The sequence below is a fragment of the Pseudomonas sp. genome (assembly GCF_046581935.1).
Classification (GTDB): domain Bacteria; phylum Pseudomonadota; class Gammaproteobacteria; order Pseudomonadales; family Pseudomonadaceae; genus Aquipseudomonas.
In genome coordinates, this window is the sequence record NZ_JAYGFK010000003.1 from 250,885 (window position 1) to 269,326 (window position 18,442).

The following is an 18,442-nucleotide window of genomic DNA, read 5'->3' on the forward strand; positions in this document are numbered from 1 at the left end:
GGGTGGGTTAGCGGCGCCAAGCTACAAACAAGCAGACACCGCCCTCGTGGCGCGCCGCGTAACCCACCGGACGATCTCCCTGTGTTGCGCCGATGGTGGGTTACGCGGCGCACGGACTACGTGGTGGCCTCCATAGCTGCGCCTTTGCGCCGCTAACCCACCCTACAGATTTCACCTTTAACCGACCCTGATTAGAGACCCCATATGCCCAGCATCACTCTGCCCGACGGCAGCCAGCGTCAGTATCCCCAGCCCCTGAGCGTCGCCGAAGTGGCCGCCGATATCGGCCCTGGCCTGGCCAAGGCCGCGCTTGCTGGCCGCCTCGATGGCCGCCTGGTAGACACCAGCACACTGATCGAAAACGACGCCCAACTCAGCCTGATCACCTCCCGCGATCCAGAGGGTCTCGAACTGCTGCGCCACTCCTGCGCCCACCTGCTGGCGATGGCGGTCAAGCAGCTGTACCCAAGTGCCCAGGTGACCATCGGCCCGGTCATCGAAGACGGTTTTTTCTACGACTTCGCCTTCGAGCGGCCTTTCACCCCCGATGACCTGGCGCTGATCGAGACGCGCATGCACGCGCTGGCCGCCGCCGATTTACCCGTCAGCCGCCGCGAACTGCCGCGCGACCAAGCCATCGCCCACTTCGAGGCGCAGGGCGAGCATTACAAGGCCGAGCTGATCCGCGATATTCCCGCAGACGAGGTGCTGTCGCTGTACCGCCAGGGCGATTTCGAGGATCTGTGCCGAGGCCCGCATATTCCGCGCACTGGCCTGCTGCAGGCGTTCAAGCTGACCAAGGTGGCCGGCGCTTACTGGCGCGGCGACGCAAAAAACGCCGCGCTGCAACGCATCTACGGCACCTGCTGGGCCACGCCGAAAGAGCTCAAGGCCTACCTCACCCGCCTGGAAGAAGCCGGCAAGCGCGACCACCGCAAGCTCGGTACCCAGCTTGACCTGTTCCACTTCGACGACTGCGCCCCCGGCTCGGTGTTCTGGCATCCCAAGGGCTGGACCCTGTTCCAGCAGTTGATCGGCTACATGCGCCAGCGCCAGGACGCTGCCGGCTACGTCGAGGTCAACACCCCGGACGTGATGGACCGTAGCCTGTGGGAAACCTCCGGGCACTGGTTCAACTACCGCGAGGCCATGTTCACCACCACCACCGAGGACGAACGCGTGTTCGCCCTCAAGCCGATGAACTGCCCCGGCGCGGTGGCGCTCTACGCCCGAGGCCTGAAGAGCTACCGCGACCTGCCGCTGCGCATGGCCGAGTTCGGCAAGGTGCATCGCTACGAGCCTTCCGGGGCGCTGCACGGCCTGCTGCGCGTGCGCCACTTTACCCAGGACGACGCGCACATCTTCTGCACCGCCGCGCAGATGGAACAGGAATGCGCCGACACCATCGCCCTGGTGTTCGCCATCTACCGCGACTTCGGCTTTAACGAGGTGGCGGTCAAGCTCTCCACCCGCCCGACCAACCGCATCGGCAGCGACGAAACCTGGGACCAACTGGAAGGTGCACTGTCCGGCGCGCTGCAGCGCATGGCCATCGACTACCAGCTCAACCCCGGCGAAGGCGCGTTCTACGGGCCAAAACTGGAATTCGTGTTGCGTGACGCCATCGGCCGCGACTGGCAATGCGGCACCCTGCAGGTGGACCTCAACCTGCCGGAGCGCTTCGATATCAGCTACATCAATGAGCAGGGCGAACGTGAACGCCCAGTGATGCTGCACCGTGCCCTGTTCGGCTCACTGGAGCGCTTTACCGGCATTCTCATCGAGCAGTACAGCGGCCTGTTCCCGCTGTGGCTAGCGCCGCAGCAGGCGACCGTGCTGACCATCAGCGAAGGGCAGAACGACTACGCCCGCCAGGTACTGGCCCGCCTCAAGCGCGCCGGCCTGCGTGCAGCGGCAGACCTGCGCAACGAGAAGATCGGCTACAAGATCCGCGAAGCCACCCTGCAGAAAGTGCCTTACCTGCTGGTCATCGGCGAACAGGAAAAAGCCGAAGGCCGCGTTACCCTGCGCAGCCGCGCCGGCGACAACCTCGGCAGTCTGCCGTTGGCTGAGCTGGTCGCACGCCTGAGCAGAGAAGCGCGCCTGCCCGGCCAGGAGAACCGCGACGCCTGAGGCTGGCCACCGCTCCAGGTCCCCGCCTTTCGCCATGCGGTGCGCAGCACCTTGGTATGCGGGCAACTGGCCTGGCACGCAGGACAATTGCCAAGGCTTGCTGCTGCGCTATCGGCGCGGCTGAACGCCGCAATCGAGCATTTATAGGAGCGGATTTATCCGCGAAATTCGCGGCTAAAGCCGCTCCTACAGGGCGTGCAATCCGCCAATCAATCCGCCATACCCATCGGGTCACCCAGAATGGTCAGACGCAAGCCTTCGCTACTCGCCAAGGCGAGAGGCAAACCGGACGGCTGGTTGCGCAGGCTGTCACGCACCGGCCGCACCAGCTCGCCACCGCCTGGTGTAGTCAACGGCGCCGTCAACAGCAAACGGCCATCGACATACTGAATCGCATAGTTGTCGCCGCTCAGCCCGCTCACGCTCAAGGCGTAGGTGCCGGCCTGCGTAGCACCTTGAGCAGTGCCGCCATAGCTCAGGCTGCCATTGAGTACGCCAAGACCTTCGCCGTTGACGAAACCCTGGTACGTCACGCCATTGCCGCCGCTGTAGGCCTGGTTCGATACGCTTCGGCGGTCATCACTGGCCTTTACCGTCAAGGTCTTGCGGTCGACGACCCAGGTGCCGTCGCTGGTCTGGGTCACCACGTAATTACCGTTGCTCAGCGTGCCATCGACGGTGAGCGTGTAACTGCCGGCGTTGGTGCTGTTATCGATGCCGAAGCTGTTGGCCAGGCCTGTAAGTACCGACTCATCCTCGCCATTGACCAGCCCGGCTGCCGTCAGCCCAGGGTTGAGCAGGCCATTGTCGCCATAGGTGGAAGTACCGCCATTAGCCGTCACGGTGATGCTGGCCTTGTCGATGGTGCTGCTCGTGTTGTCGACGTAGGTCACGTCGTAGTTGCCGCCGTTGTTGCCATCGCTGACCGTCACGCCGTCGGCCGTAACGGTCTTGCCGGTGCCAGCATTGGCATCGGTAAAGGCGAAGACGCCGCCGGACAGGCTGTCGCTGTTGAACAGCGTGCCACCGATCAGAACTGCCGACCCGGCTGCGCTGGTGGTGCCATCGTAGGTCTTGCTGACATCGCTGGTGCTGACCGTGATGCTGGCCTTGTCGATGGTGCTGCTCATGTTGTCGGCGTAGGTCACGTCGTAGTTGCCGCCGTTGTTGCCGTCACTGACGGTCACGCCGCTGGTGCTCACTGTTTTGCCGGTGCCGGCATTGATGTCGGTGAAGGCAAAGCTGCCGCCGGACAGGCTATCGCTACCGAACAGAGTGCCAAGGGTCACCGCCGCCGAGCCGGCTGCGTTGGTGGTGCCATCGTAGGTCTTGATGACATCACTGCTACTGACGGTGATGCTGGCCTTGTCGATAGTGACATCGCTGTTGGTCTCTACATAAGCGATGTCATAGCCCTCTTGGCTGGAGTACAAGCCATTGGTAAGGCTCAAGCTGCTATTGCTGGAGCTGTAGACACCCACGTTCTTGCTTTGAGTGGTGTAACCAACACTCCCATCGAGTACCGCATCAACCAGACTGGTGGTGTAGCTGACGGTACCGGTCGTGGTGCCATCGTACGTTTTGCTCTGGTTGATAGCAGCCGTGGCCGTCACGCTCTTGAGGAAGCTGCGCAAGAGTGGCGTGGTGTAACCCTCGTAAATCCGCCAGACCAGGCCGGTGCCGCCCGCATCGTCGATATCCCAGCCAGCATTGCTGAAGGTAGAGAGCTGGGTCAGCTCGACCCAACTCTTGCCTGTGCCGAGAGCGTTGCCCGTGAATACACCGGTGGCGCCACCACCGTTGTTGATGACGTTGCCCTGAGCATCAGTGGTGGCGTAAAAGCTGGATGTGACGGTGCCATTGTTTTCCCCGACCAGCCCGCCAACCTGGAAGCCGCCCGTCACGCTACCGGTGGCATAGGCGTTGCTGATGGTGCTGCCGCCGCTGTTGAACCCGACCAACCCACCGCTATATTGGTTGCCGCCCGACACCCTGCCGGCGGCATAGGCGTTGTTGATGCTGCCACCATTGACTACTCCGACTAGCCCACCGGTGTATTGGCTGATCCCCGATACGCTGCCAGTGCTATAGACATTGCTAATGGTACTGCCCTGGTTCCAGCCGATTAGCCCACCGACACTGCCGTTACCCGATACGCTGCCAGTGGTGTAGGCATTGCTGATGGTACTGTCGTTGCTCCAGCCGATCAGCCCGCCGACGTAGTACTGCCCCAGCACGCCCCCACCGACCAACCCGATATTACGGATCACACTACCGCTGCCGGTATAACCGAACAGGCCGACATAGTTCGTGCTGCTACGGTTGATGAGCAAATCACCGATGGTATGGCTCTGCCCGTCCAATTGCCCAGTGAACGGATTGCTCTCGTCACCCACCGAGACGAAGCCGGCCGTGCTCCACATGCCGCTGGCATTGCTGCCGGCGGTGGCACTGGCATCGATATCGCGTACCAGGGTGTAACTGGCAGCCAGGTCGTAGGCCATCAGTTGCAACTGATGGGCATTGCCAATGGTGGTGCTGTACTCGCTGGCGAGGAAGGGACGCGTCTGGCCCTCGATCATGATCCACTGCACGCCATTGGCATCGCTGGCGGCGTAAACATTGGTGGCGCCGGCAACGAGGCTCCAGGTGCCTAAATTCCCGTAAGCATTCGGGTTGTAGCGGTTGCTGCTGGAGATCTGGGTAGCCGTGCCGCTGCCGCCGCCAATCGCATTACTCTGGCCTGAACTGTCACGATCCCAGTAGGCGTTGCTGATGCTGCCGTTGTAGTTATATCCAACCAACCCACCGACGTAGGAAGAGCCCGATACACTGCCCGAGGCATAGGCGTTACCGACGCTGCCTGTGTTATATCCGACCAGCCCACCGACGAAATCGCCTATTCCTGTGACATTACCCGTGGCATAGACGTTGCCGATGCTGCCGGCGTAGTTGGTTCCGACCAGCCCACCGACGTAGCCACCTGTTCCCGTAACACTGCCTGTTGCATAGGCGTTGCTGATGCTGCCGTTGTAGTTGAATCCAACCAACCCGCCGACGGTGTCGTTGCCAGCCACACTACCCGTGGCATAGGCATTACTGATGCTGCCGACGTTGTATCCCGACAACGCGCCGACGTAAGTATTGCCCTTGATACTGCCGCCCACCATCCCGATATCACGAATCACGCTGTTGCTGCCGGTATAACCGAACAGGCCAACGTAGTCGGTGCCGCCCGCATCGATGGTGAGATTGTTGATGGTATGCCCGAGCCCGGCGAAGGTACCGGTGAAGGCGTTACTGTTGGACGTTCCCACCAGCGCTTGGCCGTACGTGGTACCGCTGGCATCCAGATCCTGCGCCAGGGCGTAGTAACCCGATACACCGGTGCCGGCAGCGTCGAGCGCATCGAGCTGCGCCATGCTGTGAATCAGCGTGTAAGCGTTGCCATTGATCGCCAGGCTGGCATTACTGCCGTTGAGCGTGATCGGCGCCTTGACGTTGTAGTCGCTGCCGCTGACGGGGGTACTGCTGCTGTTGCCGTTGGTACCACCGTAGTTCAGCGCCAGCCCAGCATTGCTGCCGGTGGCGGTGATGGCGGCGTTGACGTTGATGTTGCGCTCGGCATTGAGCGTCAGCGTGGTGTCGGCACTCCAGTTGATCGCATCGTTGATGTGAATATCACCATTGCCGCCCGCCGTGCCCATGGTGGCGGTTTCGATGGTGAAGTTGGTGTTGGCCAGGTTGGCCGCTACGGTGGCGCCGCTCATGTCGCCGCCGCTGGCAGCGACGGTGAAGTCGTTGGGGTCGATCAGCCAGGTGCCGGTCTGGCCGCTCGCGGCCTTGGTGGTGACCTTGGTGCTTTCTGCCACCGTGACGTGCGCTGCACTGGTTTCGATAAAGCCGCCATTGCCGCCGTCCGGCGCGCTGGCATCCAACGTACCGGCCACCTGGCTGGTGCCGCTGTCGAAGTCCGCCAGCAGCAGAATCTTCCCTTCCCGCTCAGCCACCGTGCGCGCCTGGATGGTGCCGGTGTTGCTCACCACGGCAGAAGCCAGCGCATTAGCGCCTTGCGCCGTGAGAATCACCTGCCCGCCATCGGCCTGGATCAGCCCGCCGTTGTTGACCATCATCTGCGCTTCGCTGGCATCGACGGCAATCTGCAAGTGGCCGTTGGCACCGGCGGCGAAGGTCACTTGCTGGCCAGCCGCCAACGCCACGTTGCCGCCATTGGCAACGATCTGCCCGGTGTTGCTGACGCTGCTGCCGATCAGCGCCACCGTGCCACCATCGTGGGCGGTGATGCTGCCCTGGTTGATCACCTCACCACTGCCGCTGCCCTGTACGAAGCGGTTCTTACCGGCGAGGAAATCGTCATTGGAAATGTCGAGTGTGGACGCGACGATGCCGCCGACATCCACTTGCGCCGTGCTGCCGAACAACACTCCGGCGCTATTGACCAGGTACACCTGGCCGTTGGCGGTCAGGCTGCCGTAGATCTCCGAGCGGGTGCCACCGGTGACTCGGTTCAGGGCCACCGAACTGGCACTGTTCTGGTTGAAATGCACGGCCGCATCCTTGCCGATATTGAAGCTCTGCCATTCAAGGATGGCGCGATCCGTGGTTTGGTTAACGGTCAGCGTGCTGCCCTGCTGGCCAATCGTGGCCTGCCCGGCGACCACGCTGCCGCCAGTCGGCAAGGCACTGGCATCCAGAGCCAGGGCTGGCAGGCTGAAGGCGCAGCCGATAGCCACCACCAACGCACGCAGCGGCAGGATGCAGGCGGCCTGCACCGGCTCGCTCACCCCGGCAGCAGCCTTGCCTTGGCCAGAAGCGATTTCCGGTGCGACGCTCCAGCATTGGCGTACGCGATTCCACACCAGGCGATAACGACGATTGAGGTTGGCGTGCTTCCACATGGTGTGGCTCCGGTTCGGATCAGTTAGAAGGTGTAGGTAGCGGTCAGCCAGCCACGAGGGCCCTTGCGGCTGCCATCGTGGTTATGCCCGTCGCTGGTTCCAGGATTGCTGCCCAGCGGTGCGGCCAGTACGGCGTCCAGCCCCAGACCAGACGCATGGCTCCAACGCAGCCCCAGGCCACTGGCGTACAAGGCATAGCTGTTGTGCTCACTTTCAGCGGTGTTCCAGCCTGACCACAGGCTGTGGTGCTGGCGCACCACGCCGCCGTCGAGGAAGGCATAGGCCTCGAAGCCAGGCAGCCCCAGGTCGCCGAGCAGGCGATGGATTTCCAGTTGCATGAGGGCACCGCTGTCGCCGGCCCCTTCGCTGGTCGGGTAGCCACGCACGCCGTACATGCCACCGAGGGAGAACTGTTGCGAGGAGTCGAGGTTGTTGGGCGCCCATTGGCCGCTGCCGCGCACGCGCAGGTACCAGGCCGGCGCTAGCCACTGATCCCACAACGCGTTGCCGTTCAGGCGGCTGAAACTGCCGGCGACGCGCGGCCCGTCCTGATCGCTGGCGCGGTCGTCCGCAAGGTGCAGGCGGGCTTCGCCCTGGCTGAGGTCGAGCCGCCAGGAGAAGGCACTGCCGCCCTGCTCGAAGCGTTGGTCGCCATACAGCGACAGGGTGGCGCTGTCCACGTCGCGCTCACGCACGACGCTGCCAAGGACTTCGTCACGGCTGTCGCGATGCGCCAGGCCGAAGCTCACCCACAGGTTGCGCGCCGTCAGACGGGTTAGCGGATAGCTGAGCCCAACCTGATAAACATCGAAGCGCCCTTCGGCGTCGAGCTCTTCGAACTCCTTGCCCAACCGATAATTCAGGCGGCTGACATCCAGATCCAGGCGTAAACCGTCAGTGCCCAGTGGGGTGGCGTAGCCCAGTTGGGCGTAGTCCAGGTCTTCGGCACCCACGCCAGTCAAGCGGATCTGGTCGCCATAACCGCTGAGATTATTCAACGCCAGTTGCCCTACACCCTGCGCATAACCGGTGGTACGACTGCCCTGGTTGCCAGCGGAAAGCTGGCCGGACAACCACGCGCTGTCGCGCACGCTCAGTGCCAGGTCGCTGCTACCCGGCGTACTGCCGGCCTGCAGTACGCCGTCGGCTTGGATACCCGGCAGATCGTTGGCCAGCAGCAGGCCGCGCTCGAGGTCGTCCATGCTGTAGGGCTGACCTTCCTGCAGACGACTACCGACCATGCCCGCGACAAAGTCCGCATTGGCCCGCGTCGCGCCGGGCGCAAGGTGCAACGTACCGAAACGAGCCTCGACCACCTGTACGTGCAGGACGCCGCCGGAGACATCCTGCGCCGGCAGGGTGACGCGTGCGAACCAACCACGCTGGCGATAGAGCGCGACCAGGGACTGGGCGGTCTGTTGCAGCGTGTCCAGGGCAACCGGCTGGTTCAGATGGGCGGCGAACGCCTGTTCCAGCTCGGCAGCCGGGATCAGTTGCGCGCCCTCTACGACGACCTGATGCAGGACGATCCGTGGCTGATCCTGAGCGCTGGCCGGCTGCTCGGCAGGCAGCGGCTCGAGCGGTGTCGAAGCGGGTGGCGGTATGGACTGTTCGAGTTGCTGCTGAATCCGCCCGGCGTCGGGTAGCGTCTGCGCCTGAGCGCCCATTGCCAAGGGCATACAGGCCAGACCGGCGACACAGAAAGACGTATTCAGCCATGCGCGCATGGCAAGAGAGACGGAGCAGGTTTTCATCACGATCCGGGCACCAGGTAGGTGAATGCAGCCACTGGGCGGTCTGCGCATTGCTTGCAGTATGAAAACTCCGCTCTTTGCGCACATACCCTGTTTCGGGTATTTGCGCAGTGCCCCGTCACCTCGAACACGCCTCGACAGCGGCGGTAAATACCTGAAACCGGGTAGGCAGACAGGGCCTTGATCCGGTCTAGAATGCATACCAGCGCGCGGCCCGCCACGACTGCGCTGACGTCACTCCTTCATCCGCTCGGGATCGCTCGATGTCCACACCCCTTTCCATTCTCATCGTCGAAGACGATGCGCCCTTGCGCGAGGAGCTCCAGCGCATGGTGCTCAGCGAGCCCGGGTTATGCTGGTTCGGTGGTGCAGGCTCGCTGGCGCAGGCGCGCCAGCTGCTTGTCGACGATAAACCGGACGTCGCGGTGATCGACCTGGGGCTACCCGATGGCGACGGCAGCGAACTGATCGCCGAGCTTGCCAACCGGGAGCCACCGGTGTTCGCCCTGGTGGCGACGGTGTTCGGCGATGAAGCCCATGTGATTCGCGCCATCGAGGCCGGTGCGCGCGGCTACTTGCTCAAAGACAGCACGCCTGCCGAATTCGTGCGCGCCATCAACCTGGTGCATCAGGGCGGCGCGCCGCTGTCGCCACACATTGCCAAGCACCTGTTGGCTCGTCTGGCACCGCCCACGCCGCGCGCCCCGGCGCACGAACCAGATGCGTTGACCGAACGCGAGATCGATATCCTGACTCGGATTGCACAGGGCTTCACCGTCGGCGAGACGGCCGAACATCTGCACATCTCGGCGCATACGGCGGCCACCCATATCAAGAACATCTACAGCAAGATGGCCGTCAGCAACCGCGTGCAGGCGGTCAACCAGGCCCGCCTGCGCGGGTTGATTCGTTGATTCGCCTGTTCGCCTCGACGCTGGCATTGCTGCTGGCCATGGTGGCGTTCGTCGCCTGGAATCCGCTGCAGCCGCCCACCGAAACCGACGGTGTCCGCACCTTGCAGGAAGCACAATTCGTCATGAGCGAATCGCCGGTACCACCGGCCGACGGCTGGCAAACGGTCGTGCTGCCTGACAATTGGCGCGAGCGCCAGCCGCAAGCCAGCGGACTGTCGTGGTATCGCATTCGCTTCACCCTGCCCGCACTGCCTACGGAACCCCAGGCGTTGTACCTGCCGCGCCTGGCGGCCCTTGGCGAACTGTGGCTGAACGATGCCCTGCTGACTCCTCGGGCCGAGTTCGCCACGGCGCAGCACCGAGGTCGACAAACCGTGGACACGCCGGTGTACCTGATCCTGCCAGCCAGCGCCTTCCGCAACGGCAGCAATGAACTGCTGGTGCGCCTACAGGGCGATGCCGCCATCCGTAGCGGCTTGTCCGCCGTGCGCCTGGGGCCGGTAGCACTGATCGAGCCGGTATGGCAACGGCAGAACCTGCTGTATACCGTGCTGCCCTATGCCCTGATGATCCTGCTCGGTGCCGCTATGTGTCTGGCCTATGCCTATGCACGCCAGCGCCGGCAATACACGCTGATTCTGATCGCGCTCGGCGTGGGTGGTCTGACCGTACTGATCGACATGATTCCGATCCTGCCGCTGTCGCAGGGAGAGCGTCATGCCGTGCGCGCCCTGTTCTTCACCTTGTTGATGTGGATGCTCTGTCGCGTGGGCTATCGCCTCTCCAATCGCCAACCGAAAGTGCTACTGCTCCTCTTCGATGGGCTCTGGGTGCTCGTCACTGCGAGCATTCTCGGCAGCATGGCGATGGGCGTGGCGAGCGACCGCGTGTGGGGCCTAGATCTACCATTCGTGGTCGCCTTGACGCTGGTCGGGGCGATGATTCTGGAAACCGCCTGGCAACAGCGCTCGGTACGCTTGCTACTGCTCGCGCTGGCCGGCCTGCTCTGGTGCACTACTGCGCTGCAATCACTCGTCACGCCGCTTGGCTGGCTGCCGTGGGAGAGCTTTCGCTATCGCTCTGCCGGCGGCATCCCACTGTGCATCATGCTGCTGCTGTTCTTCGGCGAGCGTTTCGTGCTCGACCGCGAGGAAGCCTTGCGCAGCCAGCACAATGCGATCGCCACCGAGCGCTCGCGCATCCTTCAGGACATGCACGACGGCATGGGTGCCCAGTTGATCACCGCCAAACGCCTCGCCCTGAGGCCGGAGGTGGATCGTCACGACCTGGCGCTGGTGATCGACGAGTCGCTGCAGGACCTGCGCTTGATCATTGACTCACTCGACGTGCGTGAGGGCGACCTGCTGCCCCTGTTGGGCAACCTGCGCTTTCGCCTTGAGCCACGCCTGGCCTCGCTGGGTATCAAGCTGAGCTGGGAGGCGCAACCGTTGCCGGCCCTGGCGTCGCTGAGCCCGGCCAGCGCCCTGGCAATCCTGCGTATTGTGCAAGAGTCGCTCAACAATGCGCTGCGCCATGCGCAGCCCGACCACATTCGCCTGGTCATTACCCCCGAAGCGTCGGAAGTGATCATCCAAGTCATCGACAATGGCATCGGGTTTTCCCTGCACGAGACCGCCCTGGGTGGGCGAGGCCTGGCCGGCATGCGCTCGCGGGCAGAACGCCTGGCGGCAACCCTGCGGGTCGACAGCACCCCAGGCCTGGGCACCACTGTAGCCCTGCACGTGCCGCACCAGTTGCCAATTTAAGTGCCTTACGCACTCAACAAACGTCGGCAAGGCGGACATGCCATCGCGATGCCCGTATCCTGTAGGGCCAGCCAACCCGCGAGGCCCCCATGCAGATCGAGTTACTGGAGATCCGTGACCACTTACAACGCTTCCCGCCCTTTGATGCCCTGCCCGAGGAAAGCCTCGACGCCATCGCCCGCCAGGTCGGCGTGAGCTACTTCAAAGCCGGCACCGACATCCTCCTGCACGGCGCCGCCATCCAAGACCTGCACTACGTGCGCAGCGGCGCGGTGGAAATCTACCGACGCCATGGCGAGCTGTACAACCGCCTGAGCGAAGGCGACATTTTTGGCCAGGCCGGCCTGCTGCGCAGCAACAAAGTGCGTTTCCCGGCGCGGGCCATCGAAGATAGCCTGATCTACTTTATCCCCGCTGCCCTGTTCGCCCAGCTGTGTGAGCAACACGACAGCTTCGCTGACTTTGTTGAGGCCGAAGGCCAATCACGCCTCAAATCCGCCGTGGAGAGCCAGGGCAAAGCCAGCGACCTGATGCAGATTAAAGTGCGCACGCTGATTTCCCGTCAGCCCGTCGGCACCAGCTTCGACACCCCGGTACAACAGGCCGCGCAACTGATGGCCGAGCAAAGCGTATCGTCGCTGGTGATTCTCGACAGCAACGAGGCCGGCGCAACCATGGTCGGCATCCTCACCGACCGCGATTTGCGCACCCGGGTACTGGCTGTCGGGCTAGACGCAGCAACGCCCGTCAGCCAGGTAATGTCGCCAAATCCCATCACCATCCAGGCCGATGACAGCGTGTTCGAGGCCATGTTGCGTATGCTGCGCCACAACATCCACTACCTGCCGGTGGTGCAGCGCCGCCGCCCGGTCGGGATGATCAACCTCTCCGACATCATCCGCTACGAGTCGCAAAGCAGCCTGTACCTAGTCAACTCGATCTTCAACCAGCCCGATGTCGGCGGCCTGCAAGGGCTGCTGCCCGACCTACGCGGCACCTTCGTGCGCATGGCCAACGAGCACGCCACCGCCCACATGATCGGCAGCGCCATGGCCGGCATCGGCCGCGCCTTCACGCAGCGCCTGCTGGAGCTGGCCGAGCAGAAACTCGGCCCGCCGCCCGTGCCCTACTGCTTTCTCGCGGCCGGCTCCATGGCCCGCGACGAACAACTGGTGGTGACCGATCAGGACAATGCGCTGATCCTGGATGACCGCTTTGAGCCAGACCTGCACGACGCCTACTTTGCCGAGCTGGCGCAGTTCGTCAGTAATGGCCTGGCCGCCTGCGGCTACAGCTACTGCAAGGGCGGGATCATGGCCAGTAACCGCCAATGGCGACAGCCGCTCAAGGTCTGGCGCGACTACTTCAGCCAGTGGATCGACCGGCCCAACCCGCAAACCCTGCTCAACAGCAGCATCTTCTTTGACCTCGACGGCGTGCACGGCGAAGTCGAACTGGCAGAAAACCTCAAAGAACTGCTCGCCGAAAAAGCCAGCAACGCCCCGGCCTTTCTCGCCGCCATGGCCCGCAACGCCTTGAACCGCACCCCGCCACTGGGCTTCTTTCGCACCTTCGTGATGGAAACCGACGGCCAACAAAAGAACATCATCAACCTCAAAGGCCGTGGCACCGCGCCACTCACCGACCTCATCCGCGTGCACGCGCTGGCCTGCGGCAGCAAGGCGCAGAACTCGCTGGAGCGCCTGGACGCCATCGCCAAAACCAAACTGCTGCAGCCCGAAGCCATCAGCCAACTGCGCTACGCCTTGGAGTTTCTCAACCTGGTGCGCATCCGCCATCAAGCCGACTCACTGGCGCAAGGCATTGAGCCAAACAACTACATCGAGCCAGAAAAGGTTTCCGCCAGTGATCGGCACAACCTCAAGGAAGCCTTTCAGATACTCAGCAACGCGCAGAAATTCCTACGCTTTCGCTACCCCGCCCAGCCGGGCAAAAGCCTATGAACTCGCCTACCACACTGGACTGGGCCGCGCGCTTTGCCGAGCTCGCCACCAGCGCCACCGACCCACGCCTGCAAGCCTTCTACCAGGCCGGCTGCGTGGCCGCCGACACCCCGTTGGAGCAAGTGCCTCTGCTGGCCCTGGATGTAGAAACCACCGGCCTGGATGCCAACCAGCACGCCATCGTCAGCCTCGGCCTGCTGCCCTTCAGCCTGCAACGTATTCGCTGTGGCGATGCACGTTACTGGGTGGTCAAACCCGCCAGCGAACTGAGCAGCGAATCCGTAGCGTTCCACCGCATCACCCACTCCGACATCCGCCACGCACCGCGCCTAGGGCAGATTCTCGATGAACTGCTCAGCGCCATGGCCGGCAACGTGATGGTGGTGCACTACCGCGCTATCGAACGCGGCTTTCTCGACCAAGCCGTGCGCCAGCAACTGGGCGAAGGGCTGCAGTTCCCGGTGATCGACACCATGCAACTGGAAGCGCGCCTGTACCCCAACCGCCAACCCGGCTGGCTCGGCCGCCTGCTTGGCCGCCAGCCCATATCAATCCGCCTGGCCGATAGCCGCTTGCGCTACAACCTACCGCTATACCAAGCGCACCATGCGTTGACCGATGCCCTGGCCACCGCCGAGCTGCTGCAGGCGCAAGTGGCGACACGGTATACGGCGGATACACCGGTTGGGCAATTGTGGAGTTGAGGCGGTTACGCAGGCACAGCGTGGGCGACGCACCAGCACAAATGCCGAAGGTTTTATTTGTAAACTGAACCACCCATGTAAATAACCCCGCCCGCATTTACGACCTCGAGAAACCAGGATGAATAGCTTCGACTGGCACAGCGACACGATAACGGCAGCAACACCGATCACGACCACCTATCGAAATACGCAAAATGTTCGCCGTTTTCTAACCGAAGCTTGCGGCCCTGACTTCCGCTTTAATCGCGCGTTTATGGCGTGGATAAAAGACGGAGCACCCAAAACAATGGGTGACGTAGCGGCGGAATGGCAGCGGCGTCAGCAGCAGTAGCGAAGGAATAAGCAACGTACGATGGGACGGGCCGCGTAGATTGAGCATCGCGATACCCATCATTGCTTAGCCATTTCGCCGATGTGTTTGGCACAACATCGAAGGCACTGACCGTGGGAGGGGCTTCAGCCGCGACGTTTTATTTGGCGTTCGGCACAGCACCGTATTTGCTGATGTTTCTGGTTGCGCCCCTGCATCCGGGTTTCGCTTTGCTCTACCTCCTTCATCCATGCAGTCGTCGCCACATCCAGCGGCTCGTCTCCTACGCAACTTCTCCACTTGTCCTCTGACGGTGGCTTGGCACGCGGCTGATATACATACTTATTTATATAAGAGCATAACACCAATTTATTTAGCACCAACTCTTATTAACTGCCTCCAGAAATACTTATAAATCAATAATTGATTCAGCAATCAGTTTATTTATAGTACTGATTTTTGAAAAATATCCCAATAAATAATTCCTACTTTGCTTTGTGCCATTCCTCATACCAACTGCTGAAGCCCAAGCTAACCAACCACTAGAACCATTTTTAAGATGAACCTCTCTCCACTCAGGCATACCGAATCTAGCCTCTGGTATTTCTAAGACCTTAGCCATAGAGATATTTGTAGCATCTTTATGCTCATAAAGTAACGCAAGTAATTTACCAACTGAATTAGCACCTAACAGATAGCTCTCCACAATCTTTGCTATCCAAAATAACTGATACTCACTCATCGAGTGCGATGATTCCAAAAGCTTAATCAATCCCTCAACAAGCTCTGATATTTCAGATACGTCTTCACACTTGTAGTATATTTTCTTTGCAAGATGAGGGAATTTATATAGGAAATCTGGAATAAATTCGTAGAAATTTTCTGAATGCTCATGAATACAATCTAGAATTAGACTTGCTTCATTGTCAGTTGCTTCATCTTCACTTAAAAGACTAACAAGGTACTCAATATCTGCTTCTGACAACCCCATAACGGCATCATCATATTCCTCATGATCGACTCCAGAAACTAACCCTACATACAGCTTACTTAGCAAATCGCTTTTTACATCATGGAGCGTTTGTTCGATAGAAACTTCTTTATCGGAGAATAGAACCGTCTTATCAGAATTAAGATTTAAAGACTTTTGGCCTAACCCCTTTTGTATTGTTTGAAAATCTCTGATCAGAACATCTTTCGAGTCTGAAAAAAGCATGTAATCGTCCATGAACCTTATCATGTGCTCACACTTAACCAGTTCAGAGTGATCCATAAATGATAAGAAATGACTCCCAAGCATTTTTGACGGATATAGTCCATGTGGAAGAAAATCGATGGAGTACCCGGTATTTATCTCACGCATGTATTGACCGAACAAATCAATTTCAGTTTGCGTCGGCTTCTGGGAAGAAAACCAGTTTGTAATATCATGATGATAAATAGAATTAAAGTATGATGATATATCAAACTTTATAAAATAGCTGTACTTTGACTTTAGCTCGCTCGCCCTAGAAACAAACTCTTTATATCCATCACTTATATCTATGGGTTTTCCGTCCACAAACCTGTACCCAAAATTCTCTCTTGAGGGATTAGTACTTTTCCTGAATATCTTCCTATTCTTATAAGCCATTTCATACAGATAATACTCAGCGACAGGATCTAACTTCATGGTTCTCCTGAGATGATGCTGAGCTTTACTTGCATAAGCTGTTTCTTGAGAAAGAAATGAATATCCTGTCTCCTTGGGATTGGCAATTTTTCCAATATAAGCCGACAGGGCGTTACTATTATTTTCTATTAAAACCCTGCAAGTATCCATTGGGAATAGTGTCCGATCATAGTCCCAGAGATAAAATTCTTTGACCTTGCTGTGATTTGTCGTTACAACCTACTTATATATTATTTTATCTAGATATACCGTTGGTTAGCACATCTCAGCTATAACACATAGCTCCATATAACTGCGGCTTACAACCAGCTGTACCGTTACGAAACCCCATAAGCAAAGTAGCTCCATATTCACTGCAAGACTACTCCAACAAACCACTGACCCATTGCCATAAACTCCAGACTCCCAGACGTGCGCCAAATCTCCCGTCAGGAGGGTGGGCAGAATCATTGCGCAAGGGGTTGAGCGGCATGGATGCCGCGAGAGTTGCGATGAACAAGGGATGGCCCTTCGACAGTAGGCCGCATCCGGTCGGGCCCTTGGAGCACTGATGGCGTGAACGTCCCCTGCCGCAGGCAGGGCCGGATGTCGGGTTGCCCTTCTTTTGGATTACTTTTTCTGGCCAGCCGCCGCGCGCAAGCAAGAAAAAGTGACGCGCCCGAAGGGGGCGCAACAGAAATATCTGCACACGCGGTGCAATGCAAAGCACCAAAGCGTCGCGGCTAAAGCCCCTCCCACGAACCATCAGCCGAGTGATGGGTATCGCCTAATAGCGTGCTTAAACTGAATATTACGCGCTAATCGCGCACTATCTAAATCCGGCTCAACATTCTAAGCTTCTACTATTCAACAACTTACAATCGAGTTGCACATATGAACCGTCGCAAAAAGATTAAGCAGTTACTACAAGCTCACGCCAAAAAGGCCAGCGCTAAGTTGGCACCAAAACGTAAGTCTACATACGTTAGTAAAGCCGACCGTTTGAAACCAACGGCCGAAGCCAGTGAAGATTCAATCAGCATCTCTGATAATTGATAGTTCACCTCTTATAAATATTCTTCTTACTGTTTACTAACATGCGGCCCATAGAAATTGCGTCAGAGGTCACTTTTGGTTTAACCGAACCTCGTCGCAAACGGTCCCGTCAGCTGGATGCGCAGAATCGCTGCGTAAGGGATTGAGCGGTACGGGTGCCGCGAGAGCGGCGATGGGCCAGCAAGAGAAAGTGCCCCCGAAGGGCGCAACACAAAACCTCTACACACGCAGTGCAATGCCAAGCACTGAAAAGTCGCGGCTGAAGCCCCTCCCACGAGCCGTCAGCGCATACGGTGTAATGCCAAGCACATCGAGCAAATAGCCAAGTGATGGGTATCGCCAAGCTCGACCTGCGCGGCCCGAGCCAGCCTACGAAGCCCTGCCGGCGGAAAAGCAAAGCGTCGCGGCTAAAGCAGTGTCCCGACCAGCGCAAACCTCGCTAACCGCAAAACCATAAGCCCCCCACCTGGCCATAATCTTGGCCCCGCTTTGGCGCAGTCTGATTCTGTTACCTAGACTCACCTCAAAATAACGTTAAGTAATACGTAAGCGAGGAGTTCCTGATGCGCCTCCACTCGATTCGCGTTCAAATGATTTTGCCGATAGCGCTGCTGGCCCTGATTCTTGGTGGGTTGCTGGTATTTATGCTGCTGATGACTCAGGTTCAGCAAGAGGCGATGCGCCGCCAGGCGGAGAACTATTTCGAGGCGGTCTCGGTGGTGCTCAATGCCGACCGCGATATCTATCAGGCCCTGATCGCCCAGGAACGGCTGATGAGCGGGGAAGGCACAGCAGCCGACAACCAGGCCGAGTTTGACGAGAACGCTCAACAGGTCTTCGACCGCTTTCAGAAATTTCGCGGCTTTCTGGCCGATGAGCCCGAGGTAATCGCACCGTTTGCCAATTTCGATCAGCTCTATAAAGAGTGGCTGGAGGCCAGCAAATCGCTGAATGCCTCTTTCGAAGCGGGTAAAGCGCTGTCCAGCAACCTGCAGCAGCAGGATGAAAAGTTCCAGACGATGCGCAACATGCTCGACGATGCCGGTGAGCGGTTGCGCCAGCACATAACCGAGAAGAAGGCCGCGTCTGACGGTGACGTCGATCTCCAGCAGTATGTGGAGGCACTCTCCGAAGTGCTCAACGCTGACCGTGATATTTACCAGGCGCGGCTGGCCCTGCAGAAGATGGCGGCTGGCTCAGGCAGCGCGGCTGATAACCGGGCCTTTTTTGAAGAGAACATTCAGCAAGCCCTGCAGCGCTTCCATAACTAC

General features: G+C 59.6%; 9 protein-coding genes and 1 pseudogene. 7 read left to right on the plus strand and 3 right to left on the minus strand.

Going from position 1 to position 18,442, the window contains the following annotated elements:
* The first annotated feature begins 204 nt into the window (after positions 1 to 204).
* Positions 205 to 2,133, plus strand: coding sequence for a threonine--tRNA ligase (gene thrS, locus VCA57_RS03200; protein WP_411183515.1), 1,929 nt, complete (start codon positions 205 to 207; stop codon positions 2,131 to 2,133).
* Positions 2,134 to 2,342: 209 nt separating this feature from the next.
* Here thrS and VCA57_RS03205 read toward each other — a convergent pair whose 3' ends face one another.
* Both VCA57_RS03205 and VCA57_RS03210 read right to left on the minus strand, forming a co-directional pair.
* Complete coding sequence (locus VCA57_RS03205) at positions 2,343 to 7,052, minus strand: GLUG motif-containing protein (RefSeq protein ID WP_411183516.1); 4,710 nt, start codon at positions 7,050 to 7,052, stop codon at positions 2,343 to 2,345.
* 23 nt (positions 7,053 to 7,075) lie between these two features.
* Entirely contained in the window at positions 7,076 to 8,806 is a 1,731-nt protein-coding gene (locus VCA57_RS03210) for a ShlB/FhaC/HecB family hemolysin secretion/activation protein (protein WP_411183517.1), read from the minus strand.
* A 263-nt stretch (positions 8,807 to 9,069) separates the two neighbouring features.
* On the opposite strand from VCA57_RS03210, the gene VCA57_RS03215 reads away from it, so the two are divergent.
* The 5 genes from VCA57_RS03215 (at position 9,070) to VCA57_RS03235 (ending at position 14,485) form a co-directional block, all read left to right on the plus strand.
* A complete protein-coding gene (locus VCA57_RS03215; RefSeq protein WP_411183518.1) occupies positions 9,070 to 9,720 on the plus strand; it encodes a response regulator in 651 nt (216 codons plus the stop codon).
* A complete protein-coding gene (locus VCA57_RS03220) occupies positions 9,717 to 11,486 on the plus strand; it encodes a sensor histidine kinase (protein WP_411183519.1) in 1,770 nt (589 codons plus the stop codon). The genes VCA57_RS03215 and VCA57_RS03220 overlap by 4 nt, the downstream gene beginning before the upstream one ends.
* Positions 11,487 to 11,575: 89 nt before the next feature.
* Positions 11,576 to 13,450, plus strand: a complete 1,875-nt coding sequence (locus VCA57_RS03225) for a DUF294 nucleotidyltransferase-like domain-containing protein (RefSeq protein WP_411183520.1) — start codon at positions 11,576 to 11,578, stop codon at positions 13,448 to 13,450.
* Entirely contained in the window at positions 13,447 to 14,154 is a 708-nt protein-coding gene (locus VCA57_RS03230; protein ID WP_411183521.1) for a 3'-5' exonuclease, read from the plus strand. The genes VCA57_RS03225 and VCA57_RS03230 overlap by 4 nt, the downstream gene beginning before the upstream one ends.
* Positions 14,155 to 14,272: 118 nt before the next feature.
* Positions 14,273 to 14,485 (plus strand): DUF6434 domain-containing protein, encoded by a 213-nt coding sequence (locus VCA57_RS03235; protein WP_411183522.1) that lies wholly within the window; start codon positions 14,273 to 14,275, stop codon positions 14,483 to 14,485.
* 388 nt (positions 14,486 to 14,873) lie between these two features.
* On the opposite strand, the pseudogene drt5 reads toward VCA57_RS03235, so the two are convergent.
* Positions 14,874 to 16,310, minus strand: a pseudogene (drt5, locus tag VCA57_RS03240) (antiviral reverse transcriptase Drt5); the annotation flags it as partial.
* A gap of 699 nt (positions 16,311 to 17,009) precedes the next feature.
* Here drt5 and VCA57_RS03245 point away from each other — a divergent pair.
* Complete coding sequence (locus tag VCA57_RS03245; RefSeq protein WP_411183523.1) at positions 17,010 to 17,171, plus strand: DUF2986 domain-containing protein; 162 nt, start codon at positions 17,010 to 17,012, stop codon at positions 17,169 to 17,171.
* Positions 17,172 to 18,442: the final 1,271 nt, after the last annotated feature.